General features: G+C 69.8%; 17 protein-coding genes. 10 read left to right on the forward strand and 7 right to left on the reverse strand.

Annotation, left to right across the window (positions count from 1 at the left end; genetic code table 11):
- Positions 1-247: 247 nt before the first annotated feature.
- Positions 248-823: a dCTP deaminase gene (dcd, locus tag AC0680_RS04830; protein ID WP_393485405.1), complete on the forward strand. Its 576-nt coding sequence runs from the start codon at positions 248-250 to the stop codon at positions 821-823.
- Between the two features lie 79 nt (positions 824-902).
- Positions 903-1,391, forward strand: a complete 489-nt coding sequence (locus AC0680_RS04835; RefSeq protein WP_384424587.1) for a phosphoribosyltransferase — start codon at positions 903-905, stop codon at positions 1,389-1,391.
- A gap of 15 nt (positions 1,392-1,406) precedes the next feature.
- Here AC0680_RS04835 and AC0680_RS04840 read toward each other — a convergent pair whose 3' ends face one another.
- Entirely contained in the window at positions 1,407-1,958 is a 552-nt protein-coding gene (locus AC0680_RS04840; RefSeq protein WP_478624911.1) for a hypothetical protein, read from the reverse strand.
- A gap of 295 nt (positions 1,959-2,253) precedes the next feature.
- On the opposite strand from AC0680_RS04840, the gene AC0680_RS04845 reads away from it, so the two are divergent.
- A complete protein-coding gene (locus AC0680_RS04845; protein WP_478624913.1) occupies positions 2,254-3,783 on the forward strand; it encodes a ricin-type beta-trefoil lectin domain protein in 1,530 nt (509 codons plus the stop codon).
- 147 nt (positions 3,784-3,930) lie between these two features.
- Here the strand turns inward: AC0680_RS04845 and AC0680_RS04850 are convergent, their stop codons facing one another.
- Together AC0680_RS04850 and AC0680_RS04855 are read right to left on the reverse strand one after the other, a co-directional pair.
- Entirely contained in the window at positions 3,931-4,857 is a 927-nt protein-coding gene (locus tag AC0680_RS04850) for a Yip1 family protein (RefSeq protein ID WP_478625096.1), read from the reverse strand.
- 255 nt (positions 4,858-5,112) lie between these two features.
- The gene (locus AC0680_RS04855) at positions 5,113-7,380 is read right to left on the reverse strand and encodes a (Fe-S)-binding protein (protein ID WP_478624915.1); all 2,268 of its coding nucleotides are present in this window, start codon (positions 7,378-7,380) and stop codon (positions 5,113-5,115) included.
- A gap of 299 nt (positions 7,381-7,679) precedes the next feature.
- On the opposite strand from AC0680_RS04855, the gene dnaK reads away from it, so the two are divergent.
- Genes dnaK through AC0680_RS04875 form a run of 4 tightly spaced genes read left to right on the forward strand, consistent with a single transcriptional unit; the run spans position 7,680 to position 11,867 of the window.
- Positions 7,680-9,545: a molecular chaperone DnaK gene (dnaK, locus tag AC0680_RS04860; RefSeq protein ID WP_478624917.1), complete on the forward strand. Its 1,866-nt coding sequence runs from the start codon at positions 7,680-7,682 to the stop codon at positions 9,543-9,545.
- Positions 9,542-10,195, forward strand: coding sequence for a nucleotide exchange factor GrpE (grpE, locus tag AC0680_RS04865; protein WP_478624919.1), 654 nt, complete (start codon positions 9,542-9,544; stop codon positions 10,193-10,195). The genes dnaK and grpE overlap by 4 nt, the downstream gene beginning before the upstream one ends.
- Before the next feature lie 45 nt (positions 10,196-10,240).
- Positions 10,241-11,413: a molecular chaperone DnaJ gene (gene dnaJ, locus AC0680_RS04870; protein ID WP_478624921.1), complete on the forward strand. Its 1,173-nt coding sequence runs from the start codon at positions 10,241-10,243 to the stop codon at positions 11,411-11,413.
- A gap of 1 nt (position 11,414) precedes the next feature.
- Positions 11,415-11,867: a heat shock protein transcriptional repressor HspR gene (locus AC0680_RS04875; protein ID WP_384424016.1), complete on the forward strand. Its 453-nt coding sequence runs from the start codon at positions 11,415-11,417 to the stop codon at positions 11,865-11,867.
- A 102-nt stretch (positions 11,868-11,969) separates the two neighbouring features.
- Here AC0680_RS04875 and AC0680_RS04880 read toward each other — a convergent pair whose 3' ends face one another.
- The 3 genes from AC0680_RS04880 to AC0680_RS04890 all read right to left on the reverse strand — a co-directional run bounded on the left by AC0680_RS04880 (position 11,970) and on the right by AC0680_RS04890 (position 13,785).
- Positions 11,970-12,374, reverse strand: coding sequence for a hypothetical protein (locus tag AC0680_RS04880; protein WP_384424015.1), 405 nt, complete (start codon positions 12,372-12,374; stop codon positions 11,970-11,972).
- A gap of 399 nt (positions 12,375-12,773) precedes the next feature.
- The gene (locus AC0680_RS04885) at positions 12,774-13,178 is read right to left on the reverse strand and encodes a pyridoxamine 5'-phosphate oxidase family protein (protein WP_468976429.1); all 405 of its coding nucleotides are present in this window, start codon (positions 13,176-13,178) and stop codon (positions 12,774-12,776) included.
- Positions 13,179-13,203: 25 nt separating this feature from the next.
- Positions 13,204-13,785 (reverse strand): Uma2 family endonuclease, encoded by a 582-nt coding sequence (locus AC0680_RS04890; protein ID WP_478624923.1) that lies wholly within the window; start codon positions 13,783-13,785, stop codon positions 13,204-13,206.
- 186 nt (positions 13,786-13,971) lie between these two features.
- Here AC0680_RS04890 and clpB point away from each other — a divergent pair, with 186 nt between their 5' ends.
- Both clpB and AC0680_RS04900 read left to right on the forward strand, forming a co-directional pair.
- Positions 13,972-16,602 (forward strand): ATP-dependent chaperone ClpB, encoded by a 2,631-nt coding sequence (clpB, locus tag AC0680_RS04895; protein WP_478624924.1) that lies wholly within the window; start codon positions 13,972-13,974, stop codon positions 16,600-16,602.
- A 169-nt stretch (positions 16,603-16,771) separates the two neighbouring features.
- Entirely contained in the window at positions 16,772-17,308 is a 537-nt protein-coding gene (locus tag AC0680_RS04900; RefSeq protein WP_393485382.1) for a YbjN domain-containing protein, read from the forward strand.
- 103 nt (positions 17,309-17,411) lie between these two features.
- Here the strand turns inward: AC0680_RS04900 and AC0680_RS04905 are convergent, their stop codons facing one another.
- Complete coding sequence (locus AC0680_RS04905) at positions 17,412-18,590, reverse strand: pyridoxal phosphate-dependent aminotransferase (protein WP_478624927.1); 1,179 nt, start codon at positions 18,588-18,590, stop codon at positions 17,412-17,414.
- Between the two features lie 232 nt (positions 18,591-18,822).
- On the opposite strand from AC0680_RS04905, the gene AC0680_RS04910 reads away from it, so the two are divergent.
- The gene (locus AC0680_RS04910) at positions 18,823-19,128 is read left to right on the forward strand and encodes a hypothetical protein (protein ID WP_478624928.1); all 306 of its coding nucleotides are present in this window, start codon (positions 18,823-18,825) and stop codon (positions 19,126-19,128) included.
- Positions 19,129-19,361: the final 233 nt, after the last annotated feature.

Genomic DNA, 19,361 nt, shown 5'->3' on the forward strand with positions numbered 1-19,361 from the left:
GAAGCAGCGCAGTGGTAGGTGAGCAGCGCACGGAGAGCGGCAGGGAGCGGCATTAGGGGGCCGCAGTAGGGGGCCGCGGGGGTGAAGCGGTAACGGCGAAGGGCCGGAACGCGGCAGCCGGCAGCGGCCGAGAGAGAGCGACGAGGATCCGGAGGGGTCCGAAGACGGATGGGTGGGCCCGGTTCCCTGGTGGGAGCCGGGCCCTCGTCGTGCGGTGGGGGTGGTGCGGGCGCGTATCCTCGTGTGCGTGCTTCTCTCAGACAAGGACATCCGGGCCGAGATCGACGCTGGTCGGGTGCGCATCGACCCCTATGACGAGTCGATGGTGCAGCCGTCCAGCATCGACGTGCGCCTCGACCGGTACTTCCGGGTGTTCGAGAATCACCGCTATCCGCACATCGACCCCGCCGTCGAGCAGTCCGATCTGACCCGTGAGGTCGTTCCGGAGGGGGACGAGGCGTTCATCCTGCATCCGGGCGAGTTCGTGCTGGCCTCGACGTACGAGGTCATCTCGCTGCCGGATGATCTTGCTTCCCGACTGGAGGGGAAGAGCTCGCTGGGGCGGCTGGGGCTGTTGACGCACTCGACCGCCGGGTTCATCGACCCGGGCTTCAGCGGGCATGTGACGCTCGAGCTGAGCAATGTCGCCACGCTGCCGATCAAGCTGTGGCCGGGCATGAAGATCGGGCAGCTGTGCATGTTCCGGCTGACCTCGCCGGCCGAGCACCCGTACGGCAGCGAGCGGTACGGCTCGCGATACCAGGGGCAGCGCGGTCCGACGCCGTCCCGTTCGTTCCGGAATTTCCACCGTACGCAGGTGTGAGGCAGGCGCAGGCGCACAGCGGGCGCCGGGGCGCGTGGGTACAGGGACACAGAAGGTCTGAGAGAGATACGTGAGTGACGTGCGGGAGAACCTGACGTACGAGCGCTTCGGCGGCGCGATCCGCGAGCTGGCGCAGATGGTCGCCGACGACGGGTACGAGCCCGATGTCGTGCTGTCGATCGCCCGGGGCGGGGTCTTCGTCGCCGGGGGCCTGGCGTACGCGCTGGACTGCAAGAACATCCACCTGGTGAACGTGGAGTTCTACACCGGGGTGGGGACCACCCTGGAGATGCCGGTCATGCTGGCGCCGGTGCCGAACGCGATCGATTTCAGCGAGAAGAAGGTGCTGATCGCCGATGACGTCGCGGACACCGGCAAGACGCTGAAGCTGGTGCGCGACTTCTGCCTGGAGACCGTGGCCGAGGTCCGCAGCGCGGTGATCTATGAGAAGTCGCACTCGCTGGTGAAGTGCGAGTACGTGTGGAAGCGCACCGACGACTGGATCAACTTCCCGTGGAGCGTCGAGCCGCCCGTGGTGCGTCGTGAGGGGCAGATCCTCGACGCGTGAGGTGTCCGCGGAGGGTCAGAACAGCCAGGCCAGATAGGCGGAGACGGCGATTCCGGCGAGGGATGTGAGCGCCAGGCGCTTGGCGAACCAGGCGATCCGGGTGCCGCGTACCGCCGTGAAGAGGTCCTGACCCGACGTGCCCCTGCGGGGGAGGACGCCGCTCGCCGCCACGGGGAGCGCCGCCGAGCCGATCAGCAGGCCCAGGAAGGCGAAGGCGATGAGGGCCCAGGCCGAGCCCATGCCGGTGACGACGTAGCCGCCGCTGCCCTTGCGGACGTCGATCGTGTCGCCGGGGTCGGCCTCCCGGGTGTTCACCCGGGCGTGCGGGTCGCTCGGCAGGCCGTCACCGCCATCGGCCTCGGCCGGGCGGAAGGTGCCGTAGCAGTGGCGCAGGCCGCGGCCGTTTTGGCACTGGCTGACGGTCAGCTTGCCGCCGGTGCCCGCGAGTCCGGTCGCGGCGGCGGCCTGGGCCAGGGATACGCCGCAGATGCCGAGGGCCATCAGCAGGCCGATGACGCCGGCGGCGCGGCCCGCGACGGTGGGCCGCACATCACTCGTTGTGGGCATGGACAGACCATATGGCAGGGGGCGCCGCTGAGCGCGGGGGGTCCGGTGGTGCGGCGTGCGGGGAGGGGCTCGGCGGGTGAGGGGGAGTTCCTCGACGTGAAGGGGCGTGTGGGGCGCTGATCGTCCGTGGGGGTGAGGGAGTTGGCCGTGGGCCGGCTCCCTTTCGCATGTGCGTGGGCAGGTTTCGGCCAATCGCGCTCCCGGTGTTCCGCAGTTGCTTACCTGCGAGTAAATACCGGCGGTAACAGCGGGCGGGCAGGGAACAGCCGACCCGCGGAACCGGAGGGGAGGCCCCGTGGTGCGTGCGAGACGCAGGCGGCGGGTGAGGGCTGGGCTCGCGGTCGTGACCGCGGCCTTGACGGTGGCGTTCACCGGGGCGGCGGGCGGGGCGAGCGCCGCAGCGCCCCGGGCGGCCGGCGCCACACCGCTGCCGCCCGCCCTGGAGACGATCCGGGCGCAGCAGGCCGTCGAGCTCTACGGCGACCCGGCCGAGCGGCCCGTGGGAGAGCGGAAGACCTCGTTGATCTCGCTGGGGGACAGCGAGATCTCGGGGGAGGGCGTCGGGACCTACGAGCCGGGGACCGACGGGCCCGACAACTGGTGCCACCGGTCGCCGGACTCGGCGATCCACCGGACCGGGATCGCGGCGGACGTGACGTACAACGTCGCGTGCTCGGGCGCGTACAGCGGCAACATCGTGATCGGCGGGAGCAAGCAGTACGCCGACGAACTGGTGCAGAGCGACAGTCTGGCCATCGCGGCCCGCAACACCCGGCTGAAGATGGTGCTGCTGGTGGCCGGGGCCAACGACGATCTGCAGTTCGGGCCGGTGATGACGGACTGCGTGGAGCGCTGGTTCCTGCTGCAGGGCACCTGCGAGCCGAAGTACCAGCCGGGCTGGCAGGCGCGGGTGGACGCGCTGGTGCCGAAGGTCGAGCGGACGGTCGGCGATCTGCGGACCGTGATGCGCGACGCCGGGTACGCGGACGGCGACTACCGGCTCGTGGTGATGTCGTATCCGAGCCCGATCGGTCCGGACGTGGAGGACAACCCCCACTACCCGGGGAAGCTGCCGGGCGGCTGCACCGGCTACACCTCGGACGCGGCGTGGGGCCGCAATGCCGCGGTACCGGCCTTCGAGCGGGGCGTGCGCAAGGCCGCGCGGGACTCGGGGGCGACCTACCTCGACGCTTCGCGGCTCTTCCACGGGCACGAGGTGTGCATGGAGGAGACCTGGGCCCGCGGACTGTATGTGAACCTCTCCAATCCCTTCCCGCCGAACGCGAATTCGGTGCGGCAGTCCTTCCACCCCAACGCGCGCGGGCACGGCGCGTTCGCCTCGTGTCTGACCCAGCTGTACGCGGCGCCGGGGCTGCGGGAGGCGTCCTGCGCGGACGTGGCCAGCACCGGGCGGCCGAAGCTGTACGCGGGGGCCTGGGACGACGCGTACCGGCCGCTGAGGAACGCCGGTACGGGCAGCTGTGCGGACGCGACGGGCGGGGCCAGCCGCAACGGCACGGCGGTCGTCGGCTGGGACTGCAACGGGCAGCGCCATCAGGACTGGTGGTACGACGGCGAGCAGGGGTCGGTGCACGTGGGGCTGACCCAGGACCGGTGCCTGGACGTGCCGGGTGCGCGCTACGAGGCCGGCGCCGGGCTGGTGCTGTGGAACTGCTCGGGCGCGGCGAACCAGCGGTTCGTACGGGCGGACGGCGGTTCGATCCGGCCGGCCGCCGCCTCGTCGCTGTGCCTGACGCTGGACGGGGCGAAGGAGCCGCTCAGGCTGCGGGCCTGCGACGGGTCGGCGGGGCAGCGGTTCGCCTGAGGCCGGTGCGGTGCGGCGGGGCGCCCGCCGCCCGGCGAGGCGGGCGGGCGGCTCGGGAAGCCCGCCCGTGGTCGGTCGGGTACGTCGAAGGGGCCCGTCCCGGAGTCGAGTGCTCCGGGACGGGCCCCTGACGTGGCCGGGTCCGGCCTACAGCGTGCCGAGCTTGACCAGGGCCAGCAGCGCCACCAGCTGGATCGCGGCGGCGCCCAGGGCCTTGGGCCACGGCAGGTCGTGGGACCTGCTGACCATCGACGTCAGCAGATAGCCGGTCGCGAGCCAGGTCAGCCAGCCCAGGACCTGGACCAGGGTGGAGTCGCCGCCGAGGAACATCGCGAACAGCAGGCGGGGCGCGTCCGGGATCGTCATGATCAGCATGGACAGGCCGATGGTCGGCTGCCAGGCGCCGTCGCCGCCGAGCTGGCGGGCCATGGTGTGGGTGACCGCGCCCAGGATCAGGCTGCCGATGATGAACATCACAGCCGTGATCAGCACCCAGGGGATGCTGTTGGAGAGCGTGGCGTTCAGCACGTCCTCGCGGGCCTTGTCGAAGCCGAAGACCGCCAGCAGGCCGTAGACGAACGTGACGATCAGCGCCGGGGCCCAGACCTGGTGGTCCCGCATCTGCCAGAACGTGGCGTCGGGGCGCAGCACGATGCCGGGCAGCAGCTGCTTCCAGTGCAGCCGGGGGCCGGCGGGCGGCGCGGAGGTCTGGCCGGCGCGGTAGGTGCCGCCGGCCGCGTACTCGCCGTCGCCGTACTGGTCGGGGTGGTCGCCGTGGTCCGGCGCCTCACCGATGCTGAACTGCCGGGTGGCACCCGGGTTGTTGTCCTGGGCGTACGGCGCGTAGGACTGCTGCTGGGGCTCGTAGCCGCCGTCGCCGAAGTACTCCGGCTCGCCGTACTGCCCCTGCGGCTGCGGCCGTCCCTGCGGGCCGCCGCCGTACTGCTGCGGTGCCTGCTGCCACTGCCCATGCGGTGGTGGGGGCTGCTGCCCGTACGGTCCTTGCTGTCCGTACGGGGCCTGCTGCCCCTGCTGTCCGTTCTGCGCGGGGCGGGCATCCCGTCCGCGACCCATCCTGAATCCAGCCACGCCTTCGAAAGTACCTGGTCCGCGCGGAACAGGTGGCCGAGCCGGGCTCAGGGCCGGGGTTTGCTGCGGAGCTGTGACATCCCCTAGGGGGAGCCCGGAGGGGGCGGTGCCGGGACCGGGGGGCCGGCGGTCACGAGGAGGCTGCCGATGCCGGTGCGGCGGATTCCCGGAACACGCCGACGGCCGGCCCCCCGAACCTCTGGGGGAACCGGCCGTCGGTCAACGCTCCTACGGGCGCCGCTACTTCACCGGCTCGGGCTCCGGAGCCGTCTCCGACTCCTCGTCACCCGCCGGATCGATGGGGGTCTTGACGGAGTCCAGCAGCAGCTGGGCGACGTCGACGACCTGGATCGACTCCTTCGCCTTGCCGTCGTTCTTCTTGCCGTTGACCGAGTCGGTCAGCATCACGAGGCAGAAGGGGCAGGCCGTCGAGACGATGTCGGGGTTGAGGGAGAGGGCCTCGTCGACACGCTCGTTGTTGATGCGCTTGCCGATGCGCTCCTCCATCCACATGCGGGCACCACCGGCGCCGCAGCAGAAGCCGCGCTCCTTGTGGCGGTGCATCTCCTCGTTCCGCAGGCCCGGCACCTTGGCGATGATCTCGCGCGGCGGGGTGTAGACCTTGTTGTGGCGGCCCAGGTAGCAGGGGTCGTGGTAGGTGATGAGCCCCTCGACCGGGGTGACGGGGATGAGCTTGCCCTCGTCGATGAGGTGCTGCAGCAGCTGTGTGTGGTGGATGACCTCGAACTCGCCGCCCAGCTGGGGGTACTCGTTCGCGATGGTGTTGAAGCAGTGCGGGCAGGTGGCGACGATCTTCTTCTTGGACTTCGGCTTCTTCGTCGACTCGTCCTCCGAGTCCTCGCCGAAGGCCGTGTTCAGCATCTCGACGTTCTGCTGACCGAGCTGCTGGAAGAGGAACTCGTTGCCCAGGCGGCGGGCCGAGTCACCGGTGCACGCCTCGTCGCCGCCCATGATCGCGAACTTCACGCCCGCGATGTGCAGCAGCTCGGCGAAGGCCTTGGTGGTCTTCTTCGCCCGGTCCTCCAGGGCGCCCGCGCAGCCGACCCAGTACAGGTAGTCGACCTCGGTGAGGTCCTCGATGTCCTTGCCGACGACCGGGACCTCGAAGTCGACCTCCTTGGTCCAGGCGAGGCGCTGCTTCTTGGCCAGGCCCCAGGGGTTGCCCTTCTTCTCCAGGTTCTTGAGCATCGTGCCCGCCTCGGACGGGAACGAGGACTCGATCATGACCTGGTAGCGGCGCATGTCGACGATGTGGTCGACGTGCTCGATGTCGACCGGGCACTGCTCGACACAGGCGCCGCAGGTGGTGCACGACCACAGCACGTCCGGGTCGATGACGCCGTTCTCCTCCAGCGTCCCGATCAGCGGGCGCTCGGCCTCGGCCAGCGCCGACGCGGGCACGTCCTTGAGCTGCTCCTCGGTGGCCTGCTCCGTGCCCTCCATGTCCTTGCCGCCGCCGGCCAGGAGGTAGGGGGCCTTGGCGTGCGCGTGGTCGCGCAGCGACATGATCAGGAGCTTGGGGGAGAGCGGCTTGCCGGTGTTCCAGGCGGGGCACTGCGACTGGCAGCGACCGCACTCGGTGCAGGTGGAGAAGTCGAGGATGCCCTTCCAGGAGAAGTGCTCGATCTGCGAGACGCCGAACTGGTCGTCCTCGCCCGGGTCCTCGAAGTCGATCGGCTTGCCCTGGCTGGTCATCGGCGGCAGCGCGCCCAGCGCCACGTCGCCGGAGGCCTCCCGCTTGAACCAGATGTTGGGGAAGGCCAGGAAGCGGTGCCAGGCGACACCCATGTCGGTCTTCAGGGCGACCGTGATCATCCAGATGAAGGAGGTCGCGATCTTCAGGCCGGCGAAGAAGTAGGTGAGGTTCTGGAGCGTGGAGACGTCCATCCCCTCCAGCCACGACACGACCGGGTACGAGATGAAGAACGAGGCCTCGTAGCCGTCCACGTGGTGCTGGGCGCCTTCGAGCGCGTGCAGCATGAAGATGCAGACGCCGACGATGAGGATCACGGCCTCGACGAAGTACGCCTGGCCGATGTTGGAGCCCGCGAAGCGGGACTTGCGGCCCGGCTTGTCCGGCCGGTTCAGCTGCCGGATCACGATGAGCGTCAGGATGCCGAGCGCCGTCATCGTGCCGAGGAACTCGACGAAGACGTTGTACGGCGCCCAGTCACCGATGATCGGCAGGAGCCAGTCGGCCTTGAAGAGCTGCCCGATGGCGTTGACGATCGTCAGCAGGAGCGAGAAGAAGCCCACCGCCACGAACCAGTGCGCCACGCCGACGATGCCCCAGCGGTTCATCCGGGTGTGGCCGAGGAACTCCTTGGCCACCGTGACGGTGCGCTGTGTGGGATCGTCGGTGCGGGTGCCGGCGGGTACGGGCTGGCCTAGCCGCATGAAGCGGTAGATCTGCAGGAGGGCGCGGCCGAACAGCGCGACGCCGACCGCGATTAGGACCAGCGACACGATGATCGCGGCGAGTTGCATGACGGGCTCCTCGAACCTGCGAGAGCGGAAGACTGAGAAAGCTGAGCGGTAACTACTAAGCGGTAACTTTTTAGTTCTGCGGCTGAGGTTACCCATTCTCCCGGGCGCCATGAAGCCGCCCGGCCGGTGATCTGTGTCGCGAAGGCAACCCTGTGCGGCGGCCCGGCGTCTTCGGTGGCGGCCGGGTGACCGTAAGGGCGACATAAAAGTTGAGTGGCTCAGACTCAGGTCTGTTGACAGGTTTTTCTCGGTGTTGCACTCTTGAGCCTGTTCCACTCAAGTCAGCTGGAGGAATTGAAATGGCACGTGCGGTCGGCATCGACCTGGGTACGACGAACTCCGTCGTCAGTGTTCTCGAGGGCGGTGAGCCCACCGTCATCACCAACGCCGAGGGCGCCAGGACCACGCCGTCCGTCGTCGCCTTCGCCAAGAACGGCGAGGTGCTGGTCGGCGAGGTCGCGAAGCGCCAGGCGGTCACCAACGTCGACAGGACCATCCGGTCGGTCAAGCGCCACATGGGCACCGACTGGAAGATCGGCATCGACGGCAAGGACTTCAACCCGCAGCAGATGAGCGCCTTCATCCTGCAGAAGCTCAAGCGGGATGCCGAGGCGTACCTGGGCGAGAAGGTTGTCGACGCGGTCATCACCGTTCCGGCCTACTTCAACGACTCCGAGCGCCAGGCCACCAAGGAGGCCGGTGAGATCGCGGGCCTCAACGTCCTGCGCATCGTCAACGAGCCCACCGCGGCCGCCCTGGCCTACGGCCTGGAGAAGGACGACCAGACCATTCTGGTCTTCGACCTCGGTGGCGGCACCTTCGACGTCTCGCTGCTGGAGATCGGCGACGGCGTCGTCGAGGTGAAGGCCACCAACGGTGACAACCACCTCGGTGGTGACGACTGGGACCAGCGCGTCGTCGACTACCTGGTCAAGCAGTTCACCAACGGCCACGGCGTCGACCTGGCCAAGGACAAGATGGCGCTCCAGCGTCTGCGCGAGGCCGCTGAGAAGGCGAAGATCGAGCTGTCGTCCTCGACCGAGACGACGATCAACCTTCCCTACATCACCGCCTCCGCCGAGGGCCCGCTGCACCTGGACGAGAAGCTCACCCGCTCGCAGTTCCAGCAGCTGACCGCGGACCTGCTCGACCGCTGCAAGACCCCGTTCCACAACGTCATCAAGGACGCCGGCATCCAGCTGTCCGAGATCGACCACGTGGTCCTGGTCGGTGGCTCGACCCGTATGCCGGCCGTCGCCGAGCTCGTCAAGGAGCTGACCGGCGGCAAGGACGCCAACAAGGGCGTCAACCCCGACGAGGTCGTCGCCATCGGCGCCACCCTCCAGGCCGGTGTCCTCAAGGGCGAGGTCAAGGACGTCCTGCTGCTGGACGTCACCCCGCTGTCCCTCGGCATCGAGACCAAGGGCGGCATCATGACCAAGCTCATCGAGCGGAACACCACGATCCCGACCAAGCGCTCGGAGATCTTCACCACCGCCGAGGACAACCAGCCCTCCGTGCAGATCCAGGTCTACCAGGGCGAGCGCGAGATCGCGGCGTACAACAAGAAGCTCGGGATGTTCGAGCTGACGGGCCTGCCGCCGGCCCCGCGCGGCGTCCCGCAGATCGAGGTCTCCTTCGACATCGACGCCAACGGCATCATGCACGTGACCGCGAAGGACCTGGGCACCGGCAAGGAGCAGAAGATGACCGTCACCGGCGGCTCCTCGCTGCCGAAGGACGAGGTCGACCGGATGCGCCAGGAGGCCGAGCAGTACGCGGACGAGGACCACCGCCGCCGCGAGGCCGCCGAGACCCGCAACCAGGGCGAGCAGCTGGTCTACCAGACCGAGAAGTTCCTCAAGGACAACGAGGACAAGGTCCCCGGTGAGGTCAAGACCGAGGTCGAGACCGCCGTCGCCGAGCTGAAGGAGAAGCTCAAGGGCGAGGACACCGCGGAGATCCGCACCGCCACCGAGAAGGTCGCGGCCGTCTCCCAGAAGCTCGGCCAGGCCATGTACGCCGACGCCCAGGCCGCGCAGGGCGCTGCCGGTGCCGAGGGTGCCGCTCCGGGTGCCGAGCAGGCCAAGGCCGAGGACGACGTCGTGGACGCCGAGATCGTCGACGACGAGAAGCCCAAGGACGCCAAGGGTGGTGCCGCGTGACGGAGGAGACCCCGGGTTTCGAGGAGAAGCCTGACGTCCCCTCCGACGCCGCTCCCGAAGACGCGGCGCAGGAGGCCGAGTCCGCCGACAAGGCGGGCTCGGCCCCGGCCGGGGATGTACAGGACGTAGCGCTCCAGGCGCAGCTGGACCAGGTGCGTACCGCGCTCAACGAGCGCACCGCGGACCTCCAGCGGCTCCAGGCGGAGTACCAGAACTACCGCCGTCGGGTGGAGCGGGACCGGGTCACGGTCAAGGAGATCGCCGCGGCGAACCTCCTGTCCGAGCTCCTGCCCGTGCTCGACGACGTCGGCCGCGCCCGCGAGCACGGTGAACTGGTCGGCGGCTTCAAGTCGGTGGCCGAATCGCTGGAGACCGTGGTCGCCAAGCTCGGTCTGCAGCAGTTCGGCAAGGAGGGCGAGCCCTTCGACCCGACGATCCACGAGGCGCTGATGCACTCGTACGCGCCGGATGTCACCGAGACGACGTGCGTTGCGATCCTGCAGCCCGGGTATCGCATCGGTGAGCGAACGATCCGCCCCGCGCGGGTCGCCGTCGCCGAGCCGCAGCCGGGCGCGCAGAGCACCAAGTCCGGATCCGAGGACGAGGCCAAGGCCTCGGACGAGGAGAGCGGTGGCCCGGACGAGGGCTGACGTGAGGACCAACGAGAAAATCGCAGGAAAGGAGGGACGTCGGGGATGAGCACCAAGGACTTCGTCGAGAAGGACTACTACAAGGTCCTCGGCGTCCCCAAGGACGCCACCGAAGCGGAGATCAAGAAGGCGTACCGCAAGCTGGCCCGGGAGAACCACCCGGACGCCAACAAGGGCGACGCCAAGGCCGAGGAGCGCTTCAAGGAGATCTCCGAGGCCAACGACGTCCTGGGCGACGCCAAGCGCCGCAAGGAGTACGACGACGCCCGGGCGCTGTTCGGCAACGGCGGCTTCCGGCCCGGCCCCGGCGGGGGCGGCGGCAGCTTCAACTTCGACCTGGGCGACCTCTTCGGGGGCTCGGGCGGAGCCGGCGGGGCCGGGGGCTTCGGTGGCGGGCTCGGGGACGTCTTCGGCGGCCTGTTCAACCGCGGCGGCGCGGGTGCGCGTACCCAGCCGCGGCGCGGCCAGGACATCGAGTCCGAGGTGACGCTCAGCTTCACCGAGGCGGTCGACGGGGCCACGGTCCCGCTGCGGATGTCCAGCCAGGCGCCCTGCAAGGCGTGTTCGGGAACCGGCGACAAAAACGGTACTCCTCGGGTCTGCCCGACCTGTGTCGGCACCGGCCAGGTCAGCCGGGGCGCGGGCGGCGGCTTCTCGCTGACCGACCCGTGCGCCGACTGCAAGGGCCGGGGCCTGATCGCCCAGGACCCCTGCGAGGTCTGCAAGGGCAGCGGACGCGCGACGAGCGCCCGCACGATGCAGGTCCGCATCCCCGCGGGCGTCTCCGACGGGCAGCGCATCCGGCTGCGCGGCAAGGGCGCCCCGGGCGAGCAGGGCGGCCCGGCCGGCGACCTGTATGTCGTCGTGCACGTCGGCGCCCACCCGGTCTTCGGACGCAAGGGCGACAACCTCACCGTCACGGTGCCGGTGACCTTCCCGGAGGCCGCGCTCGGCGGCGAGGTGAAGGTGCCGACGCTGGGTGGTCCGCCGGTCACGCTGAAGCTGCCGGCCGGCACCCCCAACGGACGCACGATGCGGGCCCGCGGCAAGGGCGCGGCCCGTAAGGACGGCACTCGCGGTGATCTGCTGGTCACCATAGAGGTGCTCGTCCCCGAGGACCTCGGCGACAAGGCGAAGGAAGCGCTGGAGTCCTATCGCGAGGCGACCGCGGGCCACGACCCGCGGGCGGAGCTGTTCCAGGCCGCGAAGGGAGACTGAGATGGACAGCCGGGGCGGGCAGCGTCGTAATCCGTATGAACTGACCGATGAGTCGCCGGTGTACGTCATCTCCGTCGCGGCTCAGCTCTCCGGCCTGCATCCGCAGACCCTGCGGCAGTACGACCGGCTGGGTCTGGTCTCGCCGGACCGGACGGCCGGGCGGGGCCGCCGCTATTCGGCCCGGGACATCGAACTGCTCCGTACGGTGCAGCAGTTGTCCCAGGACGAGGGCATCAACCTCGCCGGCATCAAGCGCATCATCGAGCTGGAGAACCAGGTCGCGGCCCTGCAGCAGCGGGTCGCGGAGCTGCAGGGCGCCCTGGAGGGCGCGGCCAGCGCGATGCGGCAGCGGGAGGCGGCGGTGCACGCCTCCTACCGGCGTGACCTGGTGCCGTATCAGGACGTCCAGCAGACCAGCGCGCTGGTGGTGTGGCGGCCCAAGCGGTCCGAGTAGCGGACGGCGGGGCGCGCCGCGCGTGCACGTGGCGAAAAGGGCCGGGTGATCCCGGCCCTTTTTGTCATCTCCGTGAGTGTGCTTCCCCGTGCGCCGGGCCGGTCAGCAGCCGTTGTACCCGGCCGTCGGCATCGACAGCCGCCGGTGCACCTGCGACTTCATCGCCAGCGTGTAGACCGGCTCGTCGAGGTCGGCGGTCTCCAGCCGTACGCCGGCCGCCGCGCACCGTGCGGAGAACTCGTCGGCGCCGTCGATGGCGTTCTCCAGCGCCCGGCGGTTGGGCGTGACGAACACATCGACCAGGCCCTCCTCGACGTCCCGCCACAGCGCGCGGTGGTCGGCGCGCAGCTGATGCAGGCTGAGCTGGCAGGTCAGGTGGTAGTCACGGGCCGCCGCCCACTGTTGGCACATGTCGTGCTGGCTGCGGTCGTCGACCAGGAACGGATCCTCGTCCAGTTCGGACAGCGGCATAAGGCAGGCGATCGCCGTGACTCGGACCGAGTTCATCGTGCCCTCCGGGGCGTGGCGACTGTGGGGGCGACGATACCCCCGAGGGCGGCCCGTGGTGGAGGGGCTGTGCCGGGCGGCGAGGCGTAACCGCAGGCGTGGCAGATCTTCCAGCCGTCCTGGTTCACGGCGAGTTGGCCACCGCAGCGCGGGCAGAGCTCGGCGTGCGGTCTCGGTGGGGCGGGGTGCGGTGGGCGCGGAACGGTCGTCACGATGCTCAATGCCGACGCCATGCGGCCTCCAGCTGCCGTCTCATGCACGGGACAGGTCCGATCCCGCCCGTTCATTGCGCGGAGCTGTTCGGTTTCCTGTCGTACCTGAGTACCAGTTGGGCAGTTGTCGCCTGCTGTGGAGGGTGTGTTTTCGGCCAGGGCCGGCCCGGGGTGCGGATACGGGCTCTCAGGCCCGTCCCATCGCCCGGGTCACCGCGATCTCGATCATGACTCGATCGGGGTTCGGCGACGGAGTCCGCCCGTACCGTTCGGCGTACCTGCGCACCGCGTCGGCCACCGTCTCGGCGTCCGTACGCACCCGCGCGACGCCCTCCAGGGTCGCCCAGCGCCCCTTGTCGACCTGGCACACGGCGACGGTCGCGCCGTCCGCTCCGGCGGCGAGGATGTTCTTGACCTTGGTGCTGTCCTTGCGGGTGATGACCCGCGCGATCCGCTGCCCGGCGTCGTAGGTGACGCCCACGGGGACGACGTGCGGCGTCCCGTCCGTACGCAGCGTGGTGAGCGTCGGCATCAGGTACTCGCCCCAGAAGGCGAGGTACTCGGGGGTGAGGGCGGAGAGGTCGTGGGCCATGGGGGCAAGGGTAGGCCCGGCCCGGTCAGAGGAAGTCGGTGGTGTCCAGGTCGAAGGAGAAGGGGGCGGGGAGGGGGAGGGGTTTGCCGAAGGGAGCGGTGAGGTTGCCTGCGTAGTCCTCGCCGGAAGGCTCACTGAAGAGCGTGACCGAGGACTTGTCGCGGTCGACAAGGAGGTAGAGCGGGATGCCGGCGCGGGCGTAAGCGTGGCGCTTGGCGATGCTGTCCTTCTGGGGTTTGCTCGACGTCACCTCGACGACCATGGCGACGCCGGCGCTCGGCATCCAAGGAGGGGCGCCGCGGAAGAGACGCAGTGCGCGTGGGGCGATGGTGGCATCGGGGATCACGTGGTCCGCGGGCTGGCCCTCTGCGCCGCGCAGGACGAGTCCCTTGTAGCCGGAGGAGTCCATGGTGGTTGCCGACTCCCGTCGGACCTGCCCATCGATGGTGCTGAGGTAGTCCTCGTGATCTCCGTCAGTCGGTGGCGTCACAACAATGTCCCCCTCGATCAGCTCGACCCGGAAACCCTTTGGGGTCTTCAGGGCGAGGAAGTAATCCAGGAGGGTCTCTTCGTCGGTCGCCAAGGGCTCGTGTGCCATAGCCGTCATGCTGCACCTCCTTGTGGTCGAAGGCCAGCGTTGCCCAGTGGGGCTAGTGACAGAGGCATATTCGAGTCCGTTCCCTCGCACGAGTGAGCCATGAGTGAGCCTTGAGTGGAATAGACTCAACTTATTGCACGTTGGTGCCTGCAAGCAGAAGCATCGGAACAGCACACACAGGGAGGACACCGGGCCGTGGACGCCGAGCTGACCAACAAGAGCCGGGAGGCGCTGAGCGCCGCCAATGACCGGGCGATCACCGCCGGGCATGCGGACATGACGTCCGCGCATCTCCTGCTGGCGCTGCTGGCCGGGCAGGACAACGAGAACATCATGGACCTGCTGGCCGCCGTCGAGGCGGACGCCGCCGTGCTGCGCAACGGCGCCGAGCGCCAGCTCGCCGCGTTGCCCAGCGTGCAGGGCTCGACGGTCGCCCCGCCGCAGCCGGACCGCGATCTGCTCACCGCGATCGCGGACGCGACCCAGCGGGCCAAGGAGCTGGGCGACGCCTATGTCTCGACCGAGCATCTGCTGATCGGGATCGCCGCCAAGGGCGGCCGTACCGGCGAGCTGCTGGAGCAGCAGGGTGCCTCCGCCAAGAAGCTGCTGGCCGCCTTCGAGGCGAGCCGCGGCGGGCAGCGGGTGACCAACCCCGACCCGGAGGGCACGTACAAGGCGCTGGAGAAGTTCGGCACGGACTTCACCGCGGCCGCCCGCGAGGGCAAGCTCGACCCGGTCATCGGCCGGGACCACGAGATCCGCCGGGTGGTGCAGGTGCTGTCCCGCCGGACGAAGAACAACCCGGTGCTGATCGGCGAGCCGGGCGTCGGCAAGACCGCCGTCGTCGAGGGCCTGGCCCAGCGGATCGTCAAGGGCGATGTGCCCGAGTCGCTGCGCAACAAGCGGCTGGTCGCGCTCGACCTGGGGGCGATGGTCGCGGGCGCGAAGTACCGCGGTGAGTTCGAGGAGCGGCTGAAGACCGTCCTGGCGGAGATCAAGTCCAGCGAGGGCCAGATCATCACCTTCATCGACGAGCTGCACACGGTCGTCGGCGCGGGCGCCGGCGGCGACTCGTCCATGGACGCCGGCAACATGCTCAAGCCGATGCTGGCCCGCGGCGAGCTGCGGATGGTCGGTGCCACGACGCTCGACGAGTACCGCGAGCGGATCGAGAAGGACCCGGCGCTGGAGCGGCGCTTCCAGCAGGTGCTGGTCGCCGAGCCGACCGTCGAGGACACGGTGGCCATCCTGCGCGGTCTCAAGGGCCGCTACGAGGCGCACCACAAGGTGCAGATCGCCGACTCCGCGCTGGTCGCCGCCGCCACCCTCTCCGACCGCTACATCACCTCCCGCTTCCTGCCCGACAAGGCCATCGACCTCGTCGACGAGGCGGCCTCGCGGCTCCGTATGGAGATCGACTCCTCGCCCGTGGAGATCGACGAGCTGCAGCGCGCCGTCGACCGCCTGAAGATGGAGGAGCTGGCGCTCAAGAACGAGACCGACGCCGGTTCCGTCCAGCGGCTGGAGAAGCTGCGCAAGGACCTCGCCGACAAGGAAGAGGAGCTGCGCGGCCTGACCGCCCGCTGGGAGAAGGAGAAGCAGGGCCTCAACCGGGTCGGTGAGCTGAAGGAGAAGCTCGACGACCTGCGCGGACAGTCCGAGCGCGCCCAGCGCGACGGCGACTTCGACACCGCCTCCAAGCTGCTCTACGGCGAGATCCCGGCCGTCGAGCAGGAGCTGGAGGCGGCGGCCGCCGCCGAGGCCGAGCAGGAGGCGTCCAAGGAGTCCATGGTCAAGGAGGAGGTCGGTCCGGACGACATCGCCGATGTGGTGGGCTCCTGGACCGGCATCCCGGCGGGCCGGCTGCTGGAGGGCGAGACCCAGAAGCTGCTGCGCATGGAGGACGAGCTCGGCAAGCGGCTGATCGGCCAGGCCGAGGCCGTACGGGCGGTCTCCGACGCGGTGCGGCGCACCCGCGCCGGGATCGCCGACCCGGACCGCCCCACCGGCTCGTTCCTCTTCCTCGGGCCGACCGGCGTCGGCAAGACCGAGCTGGCCAAGGCGCTCGCGGACTTCCTCTTCGACGACGAGCGGGCGATGGTCCGGATCGACATGTCGGAGTACGGCGAGAAGCACTCCGTCGCCCGACTGGTGGGCGCGCCGCCCGGTTACGTCGGCTACGAGGAGGGCGGTCAGCTCACCGAGGCCGTACGCCGCCGCCCGTACTCCGTCGTCCTCCTGGACGAGGTGGAGAAGGCCCACCACGAGGTCTTCGACGTCCTGCTCCAGGTGCTCGACGACGGACGGCTCACGGACGGCCAGGGCCGCACGGTCGACTTCCGCAACACCATCCTGATCCTGACCTCCAATCTCGGCTCCGCCTTCCTGATGGACCCGCTGCTGAAGGAGGACGAGAAGCGGGAGAAGGTGCTGGAGACGGTCCGGGCCTCGTTCCGGCCCGAGTTCCTCAACCGGCTCGACGACGTGGTGGTCTTCCACCCGCTCGGCACGGACCAGCTGCAGCGGATCGCCCGGCTCCAGCTCGACCACCTCCAGCGCCGCCTGGGCGAGCGCCGGCTGACGCTGGACGTCACCGACAGCGCCCTGACCTGGCTCGCCTGGCTCGGCCAGGAGCCGGTCGACGGCGCCCCCGCCCCCGACATGTCCTACGGCGCGCGCCCCCTGCGCCGCCTGGTCCAGACGGCCATCGGCGACCAGCTCGCGCGCGCCATCCTGGCGGGTGACGTGCTGGACGGGGACACCGTGCGGGTGGATGTCGACGGCGATCGGCTGTCGGTGCTGCCGGTGCGGGAAGGTGCGGCCTGAGCTGCGAGGACGGCTCCCCGGGCCGGTCCGGCGGACCGGCCCGGGTGCCTGATCGTGCCGCCTGGTCGTCGCCTTGACCGACACCTTGCCCGCACCGGCCCCTCCGGGCTTGCCAGGACGGGGCGGATGTGGGGGAGGATGGCAAGGACCATACGAAGGGAATTCCACGGTGAGCATCGACCCGTCCTCGATTCCGAATTTCGGGGGCCAGCCCGAACCCGAGCCGTCGGGGCCTGAGGGTCCCGTCGTGCCAGACCAGGACCTGGTCAAGCAGCTCCTCGACCAGATGGAGCTGAAGTACGTAGTCGACGAGGAGGGTGACCTCGCCGCCCCGTGGGAGCAGTTCCGCACGTACTTCATGTTCCGGGGCGAGGAGGAGCAGCAGATCTTCTCCGTCCGTACGTTCTACGACCGTGCCCACGGCATCGACGAGAAGTCGAAGCTGCTGGAGGCGATCGACGACTGGAACCGCCGGACGCTGTGGCCCAAGGCCTACACCCACACCCATGACGACGGCACGGTCCGTCTGATCGGTGAGGCATCGATGCTGATCGGCACCGGCGTCTCGCTCGAACACTTCGTGTCGAGCACGGTCAGCTGGGTCCGCGCCTCGATCGAATTCGACAAGTGGATCGTCGAGCAGCTCGGCCTGGAGGCCGAGATCGAAGGCGACTCCGACGACAAGCCGGGCGACGACGAGGCCTGAGCCCCGTCCGTCCCACACCCACCCGGCTGCGAAGGCCCCGGAGCTGTCGGCTCCGGGGCCTTCGTCTGTGCGCGGGGGACGGAGAGGAGCGTCGACGCGCCCTTCAGAGCCGCTTCAGCCGTCCCGCCGCCTCCTGCAGCAGATCGACGCTCTTGCAGAAGGCGAAGCGGACGTACGGTGCGCCCCGGTCCTTGTGGTCGTAGAAGACGGCGTTGGGGATGGCGACGACGCCGGCGCGTTCGGGCAGGGCGCGGCAGAAGGCGAAGCCGTCCTTTTCGCCGAGGGGGCGGATGTCGGTGGTGATGAAGTACGTGCCCGAGGGGCGGAAGACCTGGAAGCCGGCGTCGGCGAGGCCGGTCGCCAGGATGTCGCGCTTGGCGCGCAGATCGTCGCGCAGGCCGGTGTAGTAGCCGTCGGGCAGGGCGAGGGCCTCGGCCACGGCGTACTGGAAGGGGCCGGCGGAGACGAAGGTGAGGAACTGCTTGGCGGAGCGGACCGCGCTCACCAGCTCGGGCGCCGCCGTGACCCAGCCGACCTTCCAGCCGGTGAAGGAGAAGGTCTTGCCGGCGGAGCCGATGGTGACGGTGCGGTCGCGCATCCCGGGGAAGGATGCGAGGGGCAGGTGCTCGCCCTCGAAGACGAGGTGTTCGTAGACCTCGTCGGTGATGACGAGGAGGTCGCGCTCCACCGCCAGCTCGGCGATGGCCGTCAGCTCGGCGCGGGTCAGGACCGTACCGGTGGGGTTGTGAGGGGTGTTGAGGAGGATGAGGCGGGTGTCATCGGTGACGGCGTCGCGCAGCTCGTCCAGGTCGAGGCGGTACGTCGCGGACTCCGGATCGGCGTGCAGGGTCACCGGGACGCGCCGGCCGCCGGCCATCGAGATGCAGGCGGCGTAGGAGTCGTAGTACGGCTCCAGCGCGATGACCTCGTCGCCCGGCTCCAGCAGGGCGAGCAGCGAGGCCGCGATGGCCTCGGTCGCGCCGGCGGTGACCAGGACCTCGGTGTCGGGGTCGTAGGCCAGACCGAGGTGGCCGTAGAAGCGCTCCTGGTGGGCGGCGACGGCGGTGCGCAGTTCGGGGACGCCGGGGCCGGGCGGGTACTGGTTGCCGCGGCCGTCGCGCAGGGCACGGACCGCTGCCTCTCTGACCTCCTCCGGACCGTCGGCGTCGGGGAACCCCTGGCCGAGGTTGATGGAGCCGGTCCGTAGGGCGAGTGCTGACATTTCGGCGAAGATCGTGGTGCCGAATTCGGCGAGGCGGCGATTGAGCAGCGGTCGGTCCATGCGCGCCATCCTCCGCCGAACCTCTGGACTTCCTCAACTGTGCTTTGAGACTCCCGGGCTCGGGCATCAGCCCCGCGTACAGGACAGTGACGGCCGTCGACGCGGACGGCCGGCGGCGCGGACGGTGCCGCGAGCGGCGCACGGGGCGCCGGACGGAGCGATGCGCCCCCACTGCCTAAAGGGCGTGGGAGGTGCCCCCACTCTTCGGGGGACGAGAGGGAGTGTGAGGCAGATGGGAATCGTGGTCTTCCTGGTGATCTGCGCGGTGGTGCTCGGGCTGGTGGCCCTGGCCTCGCGGAGCGGCACCGGCGGGCGGGGCGGGAGCGGCTACCGCAAGTCGAGCAGTAGCAGTAGCAGCAGCGGCAGCTGGTGGGCCGCCGGCGGAGCGGGTTCGAGCGGCGGCCACCACGGGGGCGGACACCACGGTGGCCACTCGTGCGGCGGCGGCTCCTCCTGTGGCGGTGGCTCCTCCTCCTGCGGCGGTGGCGGTGGCGGTGGCGGTGGCGGCTGCGGCGGTGGCGGCGGCGGGGGCTGCTGAGTCGCCCGCGGCAGCACCTCCGCGCGGCGCCGGTCGGACCGGCCGAAGGGCTCGTTCAGCTGCACACATGCGGGTGGCTCTTGCCCCTTCGCATATGCGCCCGGCGGGTGTTGAAGAAGAGGCCAACACCCGCCGGTCGTAAGGATGTTGAACAGTTGAACTGCATGGCCCTCTAGGGGATGGAAACCCGGCGAAGATGGGTAAAAAGGCTGTGGGCGACCGGGCTTTCATGA

It is taken from the genome of Streptomyces sp. NPDC043738 (assembly GCF_056436545.1).

Coding starts and splice junctions, on each gene's coding strand:
- AC0680_RS04850 (WP_478625096.1), bottom strand. CDS start 4,857: ATGGGTCGCGGACGGGATGCCCGCCCCGCGCAGAACGGACAGCAGGGG.
- AC0680_RS04905 (WP_478624927.1), bottom strand. CDS start 18,590: ATGGACCGACCGCTGCTCAATCGCCGCCTCGCCGAATTCGGCACCACG.
- AC0680_RS04885 (WP_468976429.1), bottom strand. CDS start 13,178: ATGGCCCACGACCTCTCCGCCCTCACCCCCGAGTACCTCGCCTTCTGG.
- dnaJ (WP_478624921.1), top strand. CDS start 10,241: ATGAGCACCAAGGACTTCGTCGAGAAGGACTACTACAAGGTCCTCGGC.
- AC0680_RS04880 (WP_384424015.1), bottom strand. CDS start 12,374: ATGAACTCGGTCCGAGTCACGGCGATCGCCTGCCTTATGCCGCTGTCC.
- AC0680_RS04890 (WP_478624923.1), bottom strand. CDS start 13,785: ATGACGGCTATGGCACACGAGCCCTTGGCGACCGACGAAGAGACCCTC.
- AC0680_RS04840 (WP_478624911.1), bottom strand. CDS start 1,958: ATGCCCACAACGAGTGATGTGCGGCCCACCGTCGCGGGCCGCGCCGCC.
- AC0680_RS04875 (WP_384424016.1), top strand. CDS start 11,415: ATGGACAGCCGGGGCGGGCAGCGTCGTAATCCGTATGAACTGACCGAT.
- AC0680_RS04855 (WP_478624915.1), bottom strand. CDS start 7,380: ATGCAACTCGCCGCGATCATCGTGTCGCTGGTCCTAATCGCGGTCGGC.
- dnaK (WP_478624917.1), top strand. CDS start 7,680: ATGGCACGTGCGGTCGGCATCGACCTGGGTACGACGAACTCCGTCGTC.
- AC0680_RS04910 (WP_478624928.1), top strand. CDS start 18,823: ATGGGAATCGTGGTCTTCCTGGTGATCTGCGCGGTGGTGCTCGGGCTG.